This window comes from Actinomadura pelletieri DSM 43383 (assembly GCF_003634705.1).
Taxonomy (GTDB): domain Bacteria; phylum Actinomycetota; class Actinomycetes; order Streptosporangiales; family Streptosporangiaceae; genus Spirillospora; species Spirillospora pelletieri.
This window is the reverse complement of sequence record NZ_RBWU01000002.1, coordinates 581745-597002: the sequence shown is the minus strand read 5'-3', so window position 1 is coordinate 597002 and position 15258 is coordinate 581745. Positions and strand designations below refer to the sequence as shown.

General features: G+C 71.6%; 14 protein-coding genes. 4 read left to right on the top strand and 10 right to left on the bottom strand.

Annotated elements, in window-relative coordinates:
- Window positions 1-9: 9 nt before the first annotated feature.
- A complete protein-coding gene (locus tag BZB76_RS09490) occupies window positions 10-1173 on the bottom strand; it encodes an aminotransferase class V-fold PLP-dependent enzyme (protein WP_121433919.1) in 1164 nt (387 codons plus the stop codon).
- A 152-nt stretch (window positions 1174-1325) separates the two neighbouring features.
- Between BZB76_RS09490 and BZB76_RS09485 the strand changes: the two genes are divergently transcribed.
- Window positions 1326-3206 carry an ABC transporter ATP-binding protein gene (locus BZB76_RS09485; RefSeq protein ID WP_121433918.1) on the top strand — a complete coding sequence of 627 codons (1881 nt, stop codon included), beginning with the start codon at window positions 1326-1328 and terminating at the stop codon, window positions 3204-3206.
- Window positions 3207-3350: 144 nt separating this feature from the next.
- On the opposite strand, the gene BZB76_RS09480 is transcribed toward BZB76_RS09485, so the two are convergent.
- The 8 genes from BZB76_RS09480 to BZB76_RS09445 all read right to left on the bottom strand — a co-directional run bounded on the left by BZB76_RS09480 (window position 3351) and on the right by BZB76_RS09445 (window position 10656).
- On the bottom strand, window positions 3351-3785 hold the full coding sequence (locus BZB76_RS09480) for an SRPBCC family protein (RefSeq protein ID WP_121433917.1): 435 nt from the start codon (window positions 3783-3785) through the stop codon (window positions 3351-3353).
- Window positions 3786-3805: 20 nt separating this feature from the next.
- Window positions 3806-4567, bottom strand: coding sequence for an ABC transporter permease (locus BZB76_RS09475; protein WP_246006846.1), 762 nt, complete (start codon window positions 4565-4567; stop codon window positions 3806-3808).
- Window positions 4564-5511 carry an ATP-binding cassette domain-containing protein gene (locus tag BZB76_RS09470; protein ID WP_121433916.1) on the bottom strand — a complete coding sequence of 316 codons (948 nt, stop codon included), beginning with the start codon at window positions 5509-5511 and terminating at the stop codon, window positions 4564-4566. The genes BZB76_RS09475 and BZB76_RS09470 overlap by 4 nt, the downstream gene beginning before the upstream one ends.
- Window positions 5508-5837 carry an ArsR/SmtB family transcription factor gene (locus BZB76_RS09465; RefSeq protein WP_121433915.1) on the bottom strand — a complete coding sequence of 110 codons (330 nt, stop codon included), beginning with the start codon at window positions 5835-5837 and terminating at the stop codon, window positions 5508-5510. Before BZB76_RS09465 ends, BZB76_RS09470 begins: the two co-directional genes overlap by 4 nt.
- A gap of 1 nt (window position 5838) precedes the next feature.
- Window positions 5839-6198: a VOC family protein gene (locus BZB76_RS09460; protein ID WP_121433914.1), complete on the bottom strand. Its 360-nt coding sequence runs from the start codon at window positions 6196-6198 to the stop codon at window positions 5839-5841.
- An 82-nt stretch (window positions 6199-6280) separates the two neighbouring features.
- A complete protein-coding gene (locus BZB76_RS09455) occupies window positions 6281-7033 on the bottom strand; it encodes an SDR family NAD(P)-dependent oxidoreductase (protein ID WP_246006845.1) in 753 nt (250 codons plus the stop codon).
- A gap of 161 nt (window positions 7034-7194) precedes the next feature.
- Window positions 7195-9870: a helix-turn-helix transcriptional regulator gene (locus BZB76_RS09450; RefSeq protein WP_121433913.1), complete on the bottom strand. Its 2676-nt coding sequence runs from the start codon at window positions 9868-9870 to the stop codon at window positions 7195-7197.
- 39 nt (window positions 9871-9909) lie between these two features.
- On the bottom strand, window positions 9910-10656 hold the full coding sequence (locus BZB76_RS09445; protein ID WP_121434590.1) for an SDR family oxidoreductase: 747 nt from the start codon (window positions 10654-10656) through the stop codon (window positions 9910-9912).
- Window positions 10657-10727: 71 nt separating this feature from the next.
- Here BZB76_RS09445 and BZB76_RS09440 point away from each other — a divergent pair, with 71 nt between their 5' ends.
- Entirely contained in the window at window positions 10728-11600 is an 873-nt protein-coding gene (locus BZB76_RS09440; protein WP_121433912.1) for a LysR family transcriptional regulator, read from the top strand.
- Between the two features lie 91 nt (window positions 11601-11691).
- On the opposite strand, the gene galE is transcribed toward BZB76_RS09440, so the two are convergent.
- A complete protein-coding gene (galE, locus tag BZB76_RS09435; RefSeq protein ID WP_121433911.1) occupies window positions 11692-12696 on the bottom strand; it encodes a UDP-glucose 4-epimerase GalE in 1005 nt (334 codons plus the stop codon).
- Between the two features lie 244 nt (window positions 12697-12940).
- On the opposite strand from galE, the gene BZB76_RS09430 reads away from it, so the two are divergent.
- Window positions 12941-13603 (top strand): response regulator, encoded by a 663-nt coding sequence (locus BZB76_RS09430; RefSeq protein ID WP_121433910.1) that lies wholly within the window; start codon window positions 12941-12943, stop codon window positions 13601-13603.
- A gap of 141 nt (window positions 13604-13744) precedes the next feature.
- On the top strand, window positions 13745-15253 hold the full coding sequence (locus BZB76_RS09425) for a YveK family protein (RefSeq protein ID WP_147449392.1): 1509 nt from the start codon (window positions 13745-13747) through the stop codon (window positions 15251-15253).
- Window positions 15254-15258 lie beyond the last annotated feature (5 nt).

The window sequence follows — 15258 nt, the reverse complement described above, 5'->3', positions numbered from 1 at the left end:
TTGGTTGTCTCAAGTCTGTCTGAGGACGGAAAGCAGGCGGTCGAGATCTTCATCGTTGTTGTAGTAGTGCACGGAGGCGCGCACGGCCGCCGGTGTCGCGCGGGTGTCATAGCCGTGGTCCAGCGGATAGGTGACATTGACGTTGACGTCATGTGCTCGCGCGGCTTGCTTGATGGCGGACGGGTCGTGCCCGTCCACGGTGAACGTGACGATGCCGGACGGTCGCGTCCCCCTGTCCAGGACGGTCGTACCGGGAAGGGCGGCCAGGTCGTCGCGGAGGCGCCGCGCGAGGCCTGTCACTCGTTCCTCGATCGCCCGCAGTCCCAGGTCCGACGCATAGTCGGCGGCGACGCCCAGGGCGATCTGCCCGGCGACGTACCGTTCCCATGTCTCGAAACGGATGGCGTCGTCGTGGACCTCGTAGCCGTCCGGGGCCTTCCAGGTGGCGGCGTGGAGGTCGAGGAAGGGCGGCTCCAACGTCCGGACGATCCCGCGCCGCACGTAGAGGAAACCCGTGCCGCGCGGGCCGCGCAGGAACTTGCGGCCGGTCGCCGACAGTAGGTCGCAGCCGATGTCCGTGACGTCCACAGGCATCTGGCCGACCGACTGGCACGCGTCCAGCAGATACAGGACGCCATGCTCCCGGCACAGCCGCCCGACCTCCGCGACCGGGTTGACGAGCCCGTTGTGGGTGGGGATGTGGTTGAGCGACACCAGCCGCACGTTGCCCTTGACCAGTTCGGCCTCCAGCGCGTCCAGGGAGAGCGTCCCGTCGGGCTCGTCCGGGACGACCTCCACGCTCACGCCCTTGGCCACGGCGACCTGCCGATAGGCGATCGCGTTGCTGGAGTATTCGCTCGTCGTGGTGAGGATGCGGTCGCCTTCGGCGAACGGGACGGCGTAGAAGGCCATGTCCCAGGCGCGGGTGGCGTTCTCCACGTACGCGATCTCGTCCGCGCGGGCGCCGATCAGCCTTGCCACGGCGTCATAGAAGTGTTCGACGGCGGCCGCGTTCCGTTCCGCCGCCTCGTATCCGCCGATCGTCGACTCCAGCGTGAGGTGTTCCGTCACCGCGTCGATGACGGGACGCGGCGGCAGCGCGGCCCCGGCGTTGTTGAGGTGGGCCACGTTCGCGCAGCCTGGCGTGTCGGACCGGAGCTCGTCGATGTTCACGTGCCGCCTTCCTCGCAAGATCTCCTTCTGAAGTGTTCCCTCGAAACTGTCAGACCCGTCCGACACCGTTGTCCCTGGACGGGACCACGCTTGACCTCAACCAACGTTGAGGTCCCATGCTCGTCCCAAGCCGACGAGTGACGGAGTGCGTCATGGACATGGAAGTCACCGCGTGGATGTCGCTGCACCACGCGATGAACGCGCGCGACAGCAGGCCCTTCTCCAAGGCCACCCTGCGCCGCATCGGCCGCTTCGCCCGGCCGCATCTGCGGGCGCTGTCGGCGTTCCTCGGGCTGAGCGTCGCCCTGGCGGTCCTCACCGTCGCGACGCCCGTGCTGGCCGGCCAGGTCGTCGACGCCATCGTCGACCGGGCGGCCACGTCCACGGTCGTGTGGCTCGCCGTGCTGATCGCCGTCCTCGCGCTCGCCGAGGGCGGGCTCGGGCTCCTCAACCGGTGGCTGTCGGCCCGCATCGGCGAGGAACTGATCCTCGACCTGCGCACGACCGTGTTCGACCACGTCCAGCGGATGCCGGTCGCGTTCTTCACGCGGACCCGCACCGGCGCCCTCGTCAGCCGCCTCAACAACGACGTGATCGGTGCGCAGCGCGCGTTCAGCGACACCCTCTCCGGCGTCGTCAGCAACCTCGTGACCGTGCTGCTCACCTTCGGCGTGATGGTGCGGATCTCCTGGCAGATCACGCTGCTCGCCCTGGTCCTGCTGCCGGTGTTCGTGCTCCCGGCCCGCCGTATGGGGAGCCGCCTCGCGCGCCTCGAACGCGAGGCCGCCGGGCACGACGCCGCGATGAGCACCCAGATGACCGAGCGCTTCTCCGCGCCGGGCGCGACGCTGGTGAAGCTGTTCGGCCGCCCGGCCCGCGAGTCGGCCGAGTTCGCCGCGCGGGCGCGCCGCGTCCGCGACATCGGCGTCCGGACCGCGATGGTGCAGCACATCTTCATCACGGCGCTGACCATGGTGTCGGCGCTGGCGCTCGCGCTCGTCTACGGGCTCGGCGGGTTCCTGTCCCTGCGCGGCGAACTCGACGCCGGCGCGGTCGTCGCCCTCGCCCTCCTGCTGACCCGCCTGTACGCGCCGCTGACCGCCCTGGCCAGCGCCCGCGTCGAGGTGATGAGCGCCCTCGTCAGCTTCGAGCGCGTCTTCGAGGTCCTCGACATGCGACCGCTCGTCGAGGAGAGGCCCGAGACCCGTCCCGTGCCGGACGGCCCGGTGTCCGTCGAGTTCGACGACGTCCGGTTCGCCTACCCGTCCGCCGACAAGGTCTCCCTGGCCTCGCTCGAAGAGGTCGCCACCCTCGACACCCGCGGCGGCGTCGAGGTGCTGCACGGCATCTCGTTCCGCGCCGAACCCGGCCAGATGGTCGCGCTCGTCGGCTCGTCCGGCGCCGGGAAGTCGACGATCGCGCAACTCCTCCCCCGCCTGTACGACGTCGACTCCGGAGCCGTCCGGCTCGGCGGCATGGACGTCCGCGACCTGTCGTTCCAGACCATCCGCGACACGCTCGGCATGGTCACGCAGGACGGTCACCTGTTCCACGACTCGATCCGCGAGAACCTCCTGCTCGCCCGTCCCGAGGCCACCGACGACGAACTGTGGGACGTCCTGCGCCGCGCCCGCCTCGACACCCTCATCGAGGGCCTCCCCGACGGGCTCGACACCGTCGTCGGCGAACGCGGCTACCGGCTGTCCGGCGGCGAACGCCAGCGCCTCACCATCGCCCGCCTCCTGCTGGCCCGCCCCCGCGTCGTGATCCTGGACGAGGCCACCGCCCACCTCGACTCGACGTCCGAGGCCGCCGTCCAGGAGGCCCTCACCGAGGCCCTGGACGGCCGCACCGCCGTCGTCATCGCCCACCGACTCAGCACCGTCCGCGCCGCCGACCTCATCCTCGTCGTGGAGGACGGCACCATCATCGAACGAGGCACCCACACCGACCTACTGGCGGCCGAAGGCCGCTACGCCGACCTGTACCGCACCCAGTTCACCGACCAACCACCCCTGGAACCCGCCCTCTGACCGACCGACCGACTCAGCGGCCGGCCGCATCCTCTTCACCGAGAAGAGCAGCATCGCCGAACGGGACACCCGCAGCGATCCGCACCGCAGCTGGTTCACCGACCGGCCGCCTCTCGAACCCTCCGTTTGAGCGGTCGGCCGGGGTCAGTCGGCTTCGTCGAGGACGCGGCGGAGGGCGCGCATCACGTGGGAGCGCCAGCCGCTGCCCATGCCGCGGAACGCGAAGGCGTGGACGGGGTCGTCCAGGTCGAAGCCCGCGTGCCGGACGAACAGGCGGGTACCGCGACCCTCGGGAACGAGCCGCCAGGTCACCGTCGTGTCGAGGGTTCCGCCGCCCCAGCTGATGCGCAGCAGCCGCGGCTCGTCCAGGTCGAGGACCCGGCAGGCGATCGTCCCGTCGAAGTCGATGTTCGGGATCGGACGGGTGACGAAGGTGAAACGGTGCCCGACCACGGGCTTGAAGTCGTTCGGCATCAGCCAGCGCGCCAGCCGGTCCGGGTCGGTGAGCGCGCGCCACACCTTGGCGGGCGGGTGAGGCAGGAACTCGTCCACTTCGATGGCCGCGGGCTCGCCGCTCATGTCATCCCCCGAATCCGTTCTCATGTCCGGCGGACGCGGCCGACCGCGACGATCGCGGAGACCGCGATGATCCCGGCCGTCCACGCCAGCGCCCGCGTCAGATCGCCCGTGTACGGCCCGGCGTCCTGGGTGAGGCCGCGGACCGCGTCCATCATGACCGTGACCGGCTGGTTCTCGGCGAAGGCGCGCAGCGGTCCCGGCATCGTCTCCACCGGAACGTAGGCGCTGGACACGAAGCTCAGCGGCAGCGCGAGGAAACCGACGCCCTGCGCGGCCTGCGGGTCGCCGGTGAGCAGGCCCAGCGCGACGAACGTCCACACGAAGGCGAAGCCGAACAGGACGCACAGCCCGAACGCGGCCAGCGCGTGACCCCAGCCGTTATGGACGCGGAAACCGACGGCGAAGGCCAGCGCGGCGCTCACCGCGAGGATCAGCGCGACGCGAACGGTGTCGGCCAGCACCTGCCCGGCGACCACGGCGGTGCGTGGCATGGGCAGCGACCTCAGCCGGTCGAGATAGCCGGAGGCGACGTCGTCGGCGACCGCGACCGCCGCGCTCATCCCGGCGAACAGGCCGCTCACCGTCAACAGCCCGGGGATCATGTAGTCGACGTAGCCGGTCCCGCGGGTGTCGATGGCACCGCCGAACACGTATCTGAAGATCAACAGAAAGGCGACGCTCTGCAGGAGCCCCATCACGATGATCTGCGGGGTGCGCAGCGTCCTCCTGATGCCGCGCAGGGCGATCGTCCAGGTCGCCGCGCCCATGCTCGCGGCGTTCACGGCGCGGCCCTTTCGGGTGTCGCACCGGTGAACCCCAGGAACACCTCGTCGAGCGTCGGGCGGCGCAGCGCGATGTCCTCGATCTCGACGCGCTGGTCGGCGAGGGCGCGGACGGCCTCCAGCAGCCGGTCGGGCCGGTCCCCGGCGGTCATCGTCACCAGGAGCGCGGACGGGTCGGCGTGGACGGTGCCGATCCCCTCCAGCGCCCGCATCGCCCGGTCGACCGTGTCGTGGTCCCGGACGTGCACCTCCACCAGGTCGCCTCCCGCCCGGGACTTCAACTCACGCGGCGTGCCCTCGGCGATCACCCGGCCACGGTCGATGATCACGACCTGGTCGGCGAGGCGGTCGGCCTCCTCCAGGTACTGGGTGGTCAGCAGCACATCGGTTCCGGCGGCGACCAGGTCGCCGATGGCGTCCCACAGTTCGATGCGGCTACGCGGATCGAGACCGGTGGTGGGCTCGTCGAGCAGCAGCAGGCGCGGCGCGCCCACCAGGCCGGCGCCGAGGTCGAAGCGGCGGCGCATCCCACCGGAATAGGTCCGGACGAGCCGGTCGGCCACCTCGCCCAGAGAGAGCCGGTCGATGAGCCGTTGCGCGTCCGCGCGGGCGTCGCGGCGACCCCGCCCGAACAGGCGCGCGACCATCTCCAGGTTCTCGCGGCCGGTCATCGCCGCCTCGACGGCCGCGTACTGACCGGCCAGGCCGATGAGGCGCCGCACCCGGCCGGGTTCGCGGACGACGTCGACCCCGTCCACCCGGAGCGTTCCAGCGTCGGGACGGACGAGCGTCGCCACCGACCGCACGAACGTCGTCTTGCCCGCGCCGTTCGGCCCGAGCAGCGCGACCACCCGGCCGGGTTCGGCGACCAGGTCGAGCCCGGCCAGCGCCTCCACGGCACCGAAGCGTTTGACCAGCCCGGCGGCCTCCAGGACGGGCGTCACGAGTCCTCCTCCTCGTCCAGCAGTTCCCGCAGGTCGGCCAGCTTCTCCCGCCAGAACCGCTCGTACGGGTGCAGCCACTCGGACAGTTCGCGGAGCGGGCCCGCCTCCAGCCGGTAGACACGCTGCCGGCCGCTGCGCCGCTCGCTGACCAGCCCGGCGTCCCGCAGCACCTTCAGGTGCTCGGAGACGCTCGGGCGGCTCATCGCGAAATGGGACGCCAGGTCGTTCACCGGGCGCGGCCCGTCCAGCAGCAGTGCGGTCAGCTCCCGTCGGACGGGGCTGGCCAGCGCCGCGAAGACGTCCACACCGTTCGCGCCACCGGCCATGTCAGCGCTCGGCGAGGACCAGGCCGTTGCCGTCGGGGTCGGTGAGCGTGGCCTGCCGCCCCCAGGGGAGGTCCTGCGGCCCGTCGACCTCGACGCCCGCCTCGCGGAGGCGCTCGCAGTCGCCGTCCAGGTCGGACGTCTCCAGGATCAACCCCTGCACGCTCCCCGGCGTCACGCCGGGCATGTGGTCCGCGAGGACGACGCTGGTCTGCGCGCCCTTCGGGGCGACCTGGAGCCAGCGGACCGGGCCCATGGACTGGTCCGTGACCACCTCGAAGCCGAGCCGGTCCGCGTAGAAGGTCTTGGCGGCGTCCTGGTCGGACACCGGAACGGTCAGCAGCCGCACATGCGTGATGTTCATGCGCCGTACGATACGTAGGAGACTTCCTACATGTCAAACGTAGGAAACTTCCTACGTATCGCCATGACCAGCGCGCCTCCGGTCAGTCGACGAGGGCGCCCGCCGTGATGTTGACCTGGGTCGAGGTGATGCTGGCGGCGTGGTCGGAGGCCAGGAACGCGGCGACACGGCCGACGTCGGTGAGGGTCGCCGCGCGCTTGAGCAGGGTCGCGTCCGTGAGCTGCTGCCTGACCTGGGCGGTCTCCGGAGTGTCGGGGAAGGACTCGGGGACGCCGCCGGAACGCATCGACAGGACCCGAACCGAGTGCGGGCCCAGCTCGCACGCCCACTGGCGGCGCATCGCCTCGACCATGTCGAAGGCGACCTGCACGTTCCCGAGGCCGGGCATGTGGTTGGTGCTGTCGGAGCCGCCGAAGTGCAGGATCACGCCCGAGCCCTGCTTGACCATGTGGCGGGCGGCGGCCTTCGTCGTCAGCAGGAACGTCCGCGCGATCTTCTCCAGGGACCGGGCGAAATCGTCGACCGGCATCTCGATCAGCGGACGGAACAGGGCGTCGTGCGAGATGACGTTGACCGAGACGTCGACGCTGCCCGCCGTCCCCGCGACGGAGTCGACCCAGCTGTTGACGGCGTCCTCGTCCAGGGCGTCCACGCGGGCGGTCTCGGCCAGTCCCCCGGCGTCCCGGATCTGCGCGGCGACGGCGTCGAGCGTGTCGGGCGTCCGCCCGGCGAGGAACACCCGCGCGCCCTCGGCGGCGAACCCGCGCGCCATGGCGCCGCCGATCGTGCCGCCGCCACCGTAGATGATCGCGGTCTTGTTCTCCAGAAGCATCATGCTCTCCGTTCGTTCGAGGTGGCCACGACGTTAGGCGCGGCGCCCCGCAAGCCGCATCGGTCGCCGAACGTACCCCTGACGATGCAGGTCAGACCCGAAATGGAGGTCCTGGAGAGGGCCGTTGGCGGACGCGTCCGTGCAGGCGGGCCGCCGCAGGTAAGTCAGGTGACCGATACGAGGCGGGTTAGTTCTGTGCGGCGGGTCACGCCGATCTTGGGATAGGCCCTGTAGAGGTGGTGGCCCACCGTGCGGGGGCTCAGGTAGAGCTGGGCGGCTATTTCCCGGTTGCTGAGGCCGGTGGCGGCCAGGCGGACGACCTGGAGTTCCTGTGGGGTCAGGCGGTTCAGGGGGTCGGCGTCGCCGGGGCGGGCCGTCGGACGGTCGCCCAGGGCCTCCAGTTCGGCGCGGGCGCGGGTGGTCCAGCGGTCGGCGCCGAGGCGGGCGAAGGTGTCTCGGGCCGCGGTCAGTTCGGCGCGGGCGTCGGTGCGGCGGCGTCTGCGGCGGAGCCATTCGCCGTAGAGGAGGCGGGTACGTGCGGCGTCGTAGGCGCGGTCGCCGTGCAGGGTCAGCGCGGTGCGGTAGTGCTCCTCGGCGGTGTCGCCGTCCGACAGGAGGGCGCGGCAGCGCGAGACGTGCGCGGTGAACGATGTGGCGGCCGCCCATGTCTCGAAGGCGGGCAGGTGGGTGCGGGCCAGGTCGCGGCGGCCGGCGCGTACCGCGGCCTCGGCGTGGTCGGGGACGGCGCGGAGCAGCAGGTCGTGGCGGGCCGGGCCGGAGCACACCGCGTCCAGATGGTCGAGGGCGGCGTCGGCGCGGCCGTCGGCGAGGTCGTGGAGGGCGAGGCCCCAGGTCGCCAGGGCCGCGTTCGTCGGGTGCAGGTCGGCGTGCCGCAGGACGTCGGGGGCGAGTGAGCGGCTGCGTTCGGCGTCCGACTCCGATCGGACCGTGATGCATGTCAGTGCCATGACCTGCATGTCCATGCCGATGTCGGACGCCAGTGACAGGCCCTCGGCGGCGGCCGCGTCGGCGCCGCGCAGGTCGCCGAGGAGGAGCCGTCCGATGGCGAGGGGCTCCATGATGTACGGAAGCCAGCCGAGGGCGCCTTGGGCTCGGGCCCGCGCGGCGGTGTTCTCCAGCAGGGCGGTCGCGGCGCTGTCGTCGGCGATCAGGAGGCCGATGAAACCGGCGATGATGCGTTCGACGAAGTCCTCGACACGGTTGCCTTGGGCGGCCTCGACCAGCGCTCGCATCGGCGGGACGGCCCAGGGCGACCGTCCGTAGGCGATGAGTGCGCCGGTCACCGGGGCCTGCGTCGAGCCGTCCGGCAGCCGGACCGTTTCGAGGAGTTCCACGCTGTCGCGGACCAGGTCGTGGGCGCCCGCGTCGCGGGCCGACCAGACCGCCTCCGTCAGCATGGACACGGCCTTCTCGGGGTCGTCGGCCGCGATCAGTCGCGCGCCCTTCAGCGCCAGGGCGGCGTCGGCGGCCGGCGAGGTGCGTTCGTAGGCGACCTGGGCTTGGACGAACATGGCCTCGGCGATGACGGCGTCATCGCCGGTGAGGTGTGCGGCCTCTTCGGCGAGGCGGGTGGCGTCGTCGGGGCGTCCGGCGTCGTAGGCGGCGCGGGCCGCGTGGACGATCCGGCGGGCCCTGCCCTCCGGTTCGGTGCTGAGCCGTGCCGCTCGTTCGTACGCGGCGGCGACGGCGGCCGTTCCGCCGCGCCGGTCGGCCCGCCGTGCGGCCCGTTCGAGTTCGGCGGCGATGTCCTCGTCCGGTCCGGTCGCGGCCGCGGCCCGGTGCCAGGCCCGGCGGTCGGCGTGCGCGTCGCCGTCGAGTGCCCCGGCCAGCGCGCCGTGGACGGCGATCCGCTGGTGGTGGGCGGCGTTCTGGTAGGTGACGGCGCGGATCAGCGGATGCCGGAAACGGACCTCCTCGCCGTCCAGGACGACGAGCCGGGCCTCCTCCGCCGGGCCGAGGTCGGCCGCGTCGAGGCCCAGCGTTCCGGCCGCACGGAGGACGACGCCGAGGTCGGCGGTCCCGTCGGCCGCGACCACCAGGAGCAGTAGCCGGGTCGCGTCGGGAAGTTCGGCGAGCTGGAGCCGGAACGTCTCCTGCACCCGCCCGCCCACGGGCAGCGGCCCGGCGTGCAGCGGGGGCCGGGAGCCGAGCGCGTTCGCCAGTTCGACGAGCGCGAGCGGGTTGCCGCCCGCCTCGTCCAGGAGCCGGTCCCGCACCGGTACCGTCAGGCCCGGCGCGTGGGCCGCGACGAGGTCCGCCGCCTCGGCACGTTCCAAGCCGTCCAACCGGACGGTCTCCAGCCCCCGGTCGGGAAAGGGTCGGGCGGTGTCCCGCACCGCGAAGATCACGGCGAGCGGGTCGGCGTTGAGCCGCCGGGCGGCGAACAGCAGGGCGTCCAGCGACGCCGGGTCGAGCCAGTGCTCGTCATCGACCAGGCACAGCACCGCACGGTCGGTCGCCAACTCCGACAGCAGCGTGAGGGTCGCGGCGCCGATCAGGAACCGGTCGGGAACCGGGCCGGGGGCCAGCCCGAACGCCGACCGCAGCGCCGCGGCCTGTTGGGCGGGCAGCGCGTCGAGCCGGTCGCCGTGCGGGTGCAGCATCAGATGCAGCCCGCTGAACGGCAGTTCCGTCTCGGCCTCGACGCCCGCGCCCCGGACGACCCGCATGTCCACGGCGTCCGCCGCGACCTGGTCGATCAGAGTGGTCTTCCCGATTCCCGCCTCGCCGCGGATCACCAGGGTTCCGCTTCGTCCGGCACGAGCGTCCGCGAGCAGCCCGGCGACGCGTCCCCGCTCGTGGTGTCGCCCGATGAACACGCCGCACACAGTACAAGTGCCGTGCCGTTCGCGTCCCGGTCACCAGGGGACGGTCTCGTCCAGGGAGTCGGGGCCGCGGAAAACGCCGGTGGGGCCGTCCGGGGGGAGGGTGGCGAGCTGGATCGGGACGGCGGCGCCGTCCACGGGGGTGCGGTCGCCTCGGGGAAAGGGGGCGTCGGCGTTCTGGTCGGTGCGCACCATTCCCGGCGCGGCGGCGTTGACCTTGATGCCGTCGGCGCGCAGGGCGTTGGCGTAGACGAGGGTGAGCGCGTTAAGGGCGGCTTTGGACGTGCCGTACCCGAGGGACGAGCGTGCCGACAGCGGGTGTGAGGGGTCGCTCAGGAACGTCAGCGATCCGAGTCCGCTCGACACGTTGACGATCCGCGCGTTGTCGGATCGGCGGAGCAGTGGCAGGCACGCCGACGTCACTGTGACGACGCCGAAGACATTGACCTCGTACACCTCACGCATCCGGGAAGAGGCGGCGGAGTCGACCGGGACGCCCCAGTCGAGGGTGATTCCGGCGTTGTTGACCAGGACGTCCAGGCGTCCCGTCTCCTTTTCGATCGTTGCGACGGCGTCTGCGACGGACGTCGGGTCGGTCACGTCGAGCCGGACGACGTGGACGTCCAGGCCGTCCGGCATTGCGCCGGTGGCCGCGCGACCGCGTCCCGGGTCGCGCGCGCCGAGATACACGGTGAGTCCCCGCCGGGCGAGGCCGCGGACGATCTCCAGGCCGATCCCCTTGTTGCCGCCGGTGACGAGGGCGACTTCGTTCGCGTTCATGCCGTCCATCTCAGCCGCATCCGTCCCGGCGAGGGAAAGACCGATCGGGTGCCGCCTCATACCCTGGCGGTATGCCGGAGCCGGAGATCCGCGAGTTGCGCTACTTCCGCGCCGTCGCCGAGGAGTTGAACATCACCCGCGCGGCGAAGCGGCTCGGGATCGCCCAGCCGCCGCTGTCCAGGGCGATGCGCCGGCTGGAACGCCGTCTCGGTGTCGCCCTGTTCGACCGGACGGGCCGTCGCCTGGCCCTGACCCCCGCCGGTGAGGTCCTCGCCAAGGAGGCGGCGGTCGTCCTCTCCTCCGTCGAGGTCGCCGTTCGCCGGACGCGGCGGGCGGGTTCCCCGCGCAGCGCGCTCCTCGTCACCGCGAAACCGGGGGTGGCGACGGAACTGCTGCACGCGGTCTACGAACGGTTCCGTGCGGAGCCGGACGCGCCGGAACTCCAGGTCGTCGTCAGCGGGTTCGGGGAGCAGGCCGCCATGGTCCGCGACGGGCGCGCGGACGTGGCGATCGCCGCCTGCTTCGACGGCGACGGCCTCGACACCGAACCGCTGGCCACCGAACCGCGTGTCGCCGCGCTCCCCGCGAATCACGAACTCGCCGGCCGTGACGTCCTCAGCGTCGCCGACCTGATCGACGAACCCGCGCCCAGGTGGAGCGCCCCGGAACCCGTCGACGGCGACTACTGGCTCGGGCACCCGGACCGGCCCGTCGATGGCCCGACCGTTCGGGACACCGCCCAACTCCTGGAAGTGGTGGCCCTCGGTCAGGCCGTGGCGCTGGTGCCCGCCTCGCTGGCCGCGCGGAACGTCCGGCCGGACATGGCGTACCGGCCGGTGTCCGACGCGGCGCCGTACCGGACCCTGGCCCTGTGGCCGGCGGGCAGCCGGTCACCGCATATCGCCCGTTTCGTCCGGACGGCCCTGGCCGTCTCAGCGAAATGATCGGTTCACGGGCAGGTCAACGACCCAAAGAATGGTCCCTGTCAGCGGTAGGGGCCATTCTTTGGGCGCGTCGGCTCGGCAGGGAGGTTCGTCAGGACGGATCGGTCTCGCGGCGCCGTTCCGCCCACTGGAGGGAATGGCGGATGGCGTCCTCGATGGTGTATTCGGGTTTCCAGCCGAGCAGGGCGCTGGCCTTGGCCGGATTGACGAACGCGCCGACGACGTCACCGGGACGGGCCGGGGCCTCCTCCGCGCGGAAACCCTCGCCGACCACCTCGCGGAACGCCTCGACGAGTTCGCGGACGGTGGTGCCGTCACCGGTCCCCAGATTGATGACCTCGTAGCCCGAGCCCTCCCCGCGCGGCGGGATGATCGAGTCGAATCGGGCGGTGGCCTCGTAGAACGCGCGGGCGATGTCCCAGACGTGGATGTAGTCGCGGATGGCGGTGCCGTCGCGGGTCTCCCAGTCCACCCCGGTGATCGTGAACGGCACGCCGAGGCCATGGCATTCGATCATCTTGCCGAGGGCGTGGGTGGGCTTGCTGTTCTGCAGACCGGTGCGCAGCTGCGGGTCGGCGCCGATCGGGTTGAGATAGCGCAGGGATATGACCCGGAGCCCGTAGGCCGTGCAGAAGTCCTGGAGCAGCAGCTCGGCCATCATCTTCGAGCGGGTGTACGGATTCTGCGGTTCCAGGGCGGAGGTTTCGGTGACCGACAGATCCGCCTCGGGACGGTACATTCCCGCCGTGGACGCGAAGATCATCCGGGTGCATTCGTTTCGGATGAGATGCCCGGCCAGTTCGAGGGTCTTGGTGAGATTGACGCGGTAGTAACGGAGCGGATCGGCCATCGAGTCGGGCACGACGATCAGGGCGGCGCAGTGGACGGTCGCGATGATGTCGGGATGGTCTTCGAAGATCTTGTCGACGAGATCTCCGTCCCCGATGTCGCCCTGATAGAAGATCTTTCCGTCGGTGAACTCCTGCCTGCCCGTGACCAGACTGTCGAGCACGACCGGCGTGACCCCGCGCTCGGCGAACACCGAGGCGATCGTGCTTCCGATGAACCCGGCTCCACCGGTGATCAGGACTTTCATGGCGCATCCTTTGACAACCCGAATTGACCCTGGAATGACACGTGCCAGGATCAGCAGGCGACCGTGCCCGGTCAATGACCCACCGTGCACCTGACCGGCTCCGGACGAAAAGGAACCTTCCACCGCGACGTCGCGTACGCGCACGCGGCTTTCTCCCGGGGCGGACACCGGAAGGTCGGGCGGATCGGAACGAGTACAGCGTTTGCATGATCCGTCCGGCGCCCGCAGCGGTCATCGTCGATCCATGGAACCGATCCGCGTCCTCATCGTGGACGATCATGCGCTGTTCGCCGAAGCCCTGGCCGCCCGACTGGAACGCGAGCCCGACCTGGTGATCCTGCCGATCGCCGCCGACGTGCGGCGCGCCGTCGCGCTCGCCGCCACCGAACGTCCGCGCGTGCTGCTGCTCGACATGGCGTTGGGCCCCGAGAGCGGCCTGGACGTCCTCGACCAGGTCCGCGACGCGCAACCGGACCTGCGGGTCGTCGTGCTCACCGCGATGAGCGACCTGGACACGATGGTGCGGGCCGTCCGGCGCGGCGCGGTGGGCTGGCTGGAGAAGACCGAGGGCGCCGACCGGGTCGCGCAGGTGATCCGGTCGGCGGCGCGGCGGGGCGGCTGGATCCCGGTGGACGTGCTGGGCGAGGTGCTGCACCGCCTGGTCCGGGACGACCCCGAACCGCATGGCGGCGCGGGCACGCTGGCGGCCCTGACCCCGCGTGAGCGGGAGGTCCTGCAGTGCATGGTGGACGGCCTCGGCCGCGCAGAGATCGCCGACCGGCTGGGCCTGTCGACGAACACGATCCGCACGCATACGCAAAACCTGCTGGCCAAACTCGACATGCACTCGGCACTTGAGGCGATCACACTCGCGATGCGTTCCGGTATGCGTCCATCGGACCATTGATCAGGCACACCGACCGACAAGCGAAACGCCTGATAAGAGCGCCGACTGATGCAAACGGCGTAGTCGGGGATCGTCTTTTGCGCGATTGCTCCGGGGAGTCGGGTTCTTACGCTCGCGGTGGCCGAGCCCGGAGGAATGATCGTGGAGATCGACGAAGTCGCCGCGCGGGTTGTTCGCAGTTACTGGGCGCTCCTGCTGGTCATGACCGTTGTACCGCTGACGCTGGTGGCGCTGCTGATGAGCGCCCAGGTGCCGCCCTCGGTCGCCAAGTCCCGGTTGCAGGCCGGTGGCGGGGTGACCGACGCGGAGGTCGGCGACGCGGGCGTCAGCATCGTGGTCAGCAAGGTGAAGGCGTTCGCGACCAGCGACACGCTGCTGCGCGACGTGCTGCGGCAGCAGGGCATCGACCGGTCGCCGACGAAGGTGGCCAAGGCCGTCGAGGTGTCCGGGCTCGGGACGTCCACGATCGTCGAGCTTTCGGTGAAGGACTCCGAGCCGGACGTGGCGCAGGCGCTCACCGACGCCATCGGAACCGCGGTCGTCCAGGAGATCAACGAGTCCAGCCAGGGCGCCATCAGGCAGCGGCTGGCCGAGATCGACGAGCGCGTGCGGGTGCTGCAGCGCAGGCTCGGGCCGCTGACCCGCGGCACGGCGGAGCGCGATCCCGACACCGACACCGTGAACGAACGCGACCTGGTGCAGGCGGAGCTGGCGGACCTGCGGTCGGACCGTTCGGACCTGCGGAACCAGCTCCTGGCGACCAGCAGGTCGTCGGTGGTGCAGCCCGCGGTCCTCGCCCCCACCTCGGACCCGACGGTGATGATGTCGGTGATCGCCGGGCTGGTCGGGCTGGTCGGCGGGATTCTGATCGCGGTCGTGGTCGAGGCGGCCCGGCCCACGATCCCCGGCCAGCGGCGGGTCGCGCGGCGCCTGGGCGTGCCGCTGCTCGGCCACACCGACCGCGGCCCCGGACAGCTCGCCGACCTCGGCCGCCGGGTGCGGCTGGCGGCGAAGAAGCAGGACGTCGACCGGGTCACGCTGGTCGGCGCGCCCGGCCCGCTGCCCCACGAGCTGGTGTCGACGGTGGCGGCGGCGGTGTACGGGGACGGCGTGCCCTACGGCGACGACGCGAGCACCGTCGCGGCCAGGCCGGTGCACGCCCGGGTCGACGACACCGAGACGTCCGAGGAGCGCCCCGCCGGGTCCGGCGGGAAGGACGCGGACGGCGACGACCCGTCCCCCAGCGGCCCCGGGTCGAACAACACCGGGTCGAACACCACCGGGTCCAACACCACCGGGACCGAGGGCGCGAAGAGCACCTCGCTGGTCCGCGCCGCCGGAACCGCGGTCATGCCGAAGACCCCGGTCGAGGTGGCCCCGGTGGAGGCGCGCCGGCCGGTCGCGGCCCGCCCGCTGTGCCATGTGCACGCCTTCGAGGACATGGACCCGAACGCGGACGACGTGGTCGGCGTGGTGGTCGCCGTCGGTCCGGTGACGACGGCGGCCGGGCTGGACGCCGTCCGCGACCTCGTCGCCGCCTCCGGCTGGCCGCTGCTCGGTGTCGTCGCCGCGTCGCGCAAGGAGACCTCCCCCCAGAACCGCGGGTTCGCACGGATCCGCTCGCTCGCCCGCGGCCGCACAGGCACGTGACAACA

Excerpts from the sequence above, each read along its gene's own strand:
- BZB76_RS09465 (WP_121433915.1), bottom strand. The coding sequence starts at position 5,837 with ATGGCCGGTGGCGCGAACGGTGTGGACGTCTTCGCGGCGCTGGCCAGC.
- BZB76_RS09480 (WP_121433917.1), bottom strand. The coding sequence starts at position 3,785 with ATGAGCGGCGAGCCCGCGGCCATCGAAGTGGACGAGTTCCTGCCTCAC.
- BZB76_RS09460 (WP_121433914.1), bottom strand. The coding sequence starts at position 6,198 with ATGAACATCACGCATGTGCGGCTGCTGACCGTTCCGGTGTCCGACCAG.
- BZB76_RS09445 (WP_121434590.1), bottom strand. The coding sequence starts at position 10,656 with ATGAACGCGAACGAAGTCGCCCTCGTCACCGGCGGCAACAAGGGGATC.
- BZB76_RS09430 (WP_121433910.1), top strand. The coding sequence starts at position 12,941 with ATGGAACCGATCCGCGTCCTCATCGTGGACGATCATGCGCTGTTCGCC.
- BZB76_RS09455 (WP_246006845.1), bottom strand. The coding sequence starts at position 7,033 with ATGATGCTTCTGGAGAACAAGACCGCGATCATCTACGGTGGCGGCGGC.
- galE (WP_121433911.1), bottom strand. The coding sequence starts at position 12,696 with ATGAAAGTCCTGATCACCGGTGGAGCCGGGTTCATCGGAAGCACGATC.
- BZB76_RS09440 (WP_121433912.1), top strand. The coding sequence starts at position 10,728 with ATGCCGGAGCCGGAGATCCGCGAGTTGCGCTACTTCCGCGCCGTCGCC.
- BZB76_RS09485 (WP_121433918.1), top strand. The coding sequence starts at position 1,326 with ATGGACATGGAAGTCACCGCGTGGATGTCGCTGCACCACGCGATGAAC.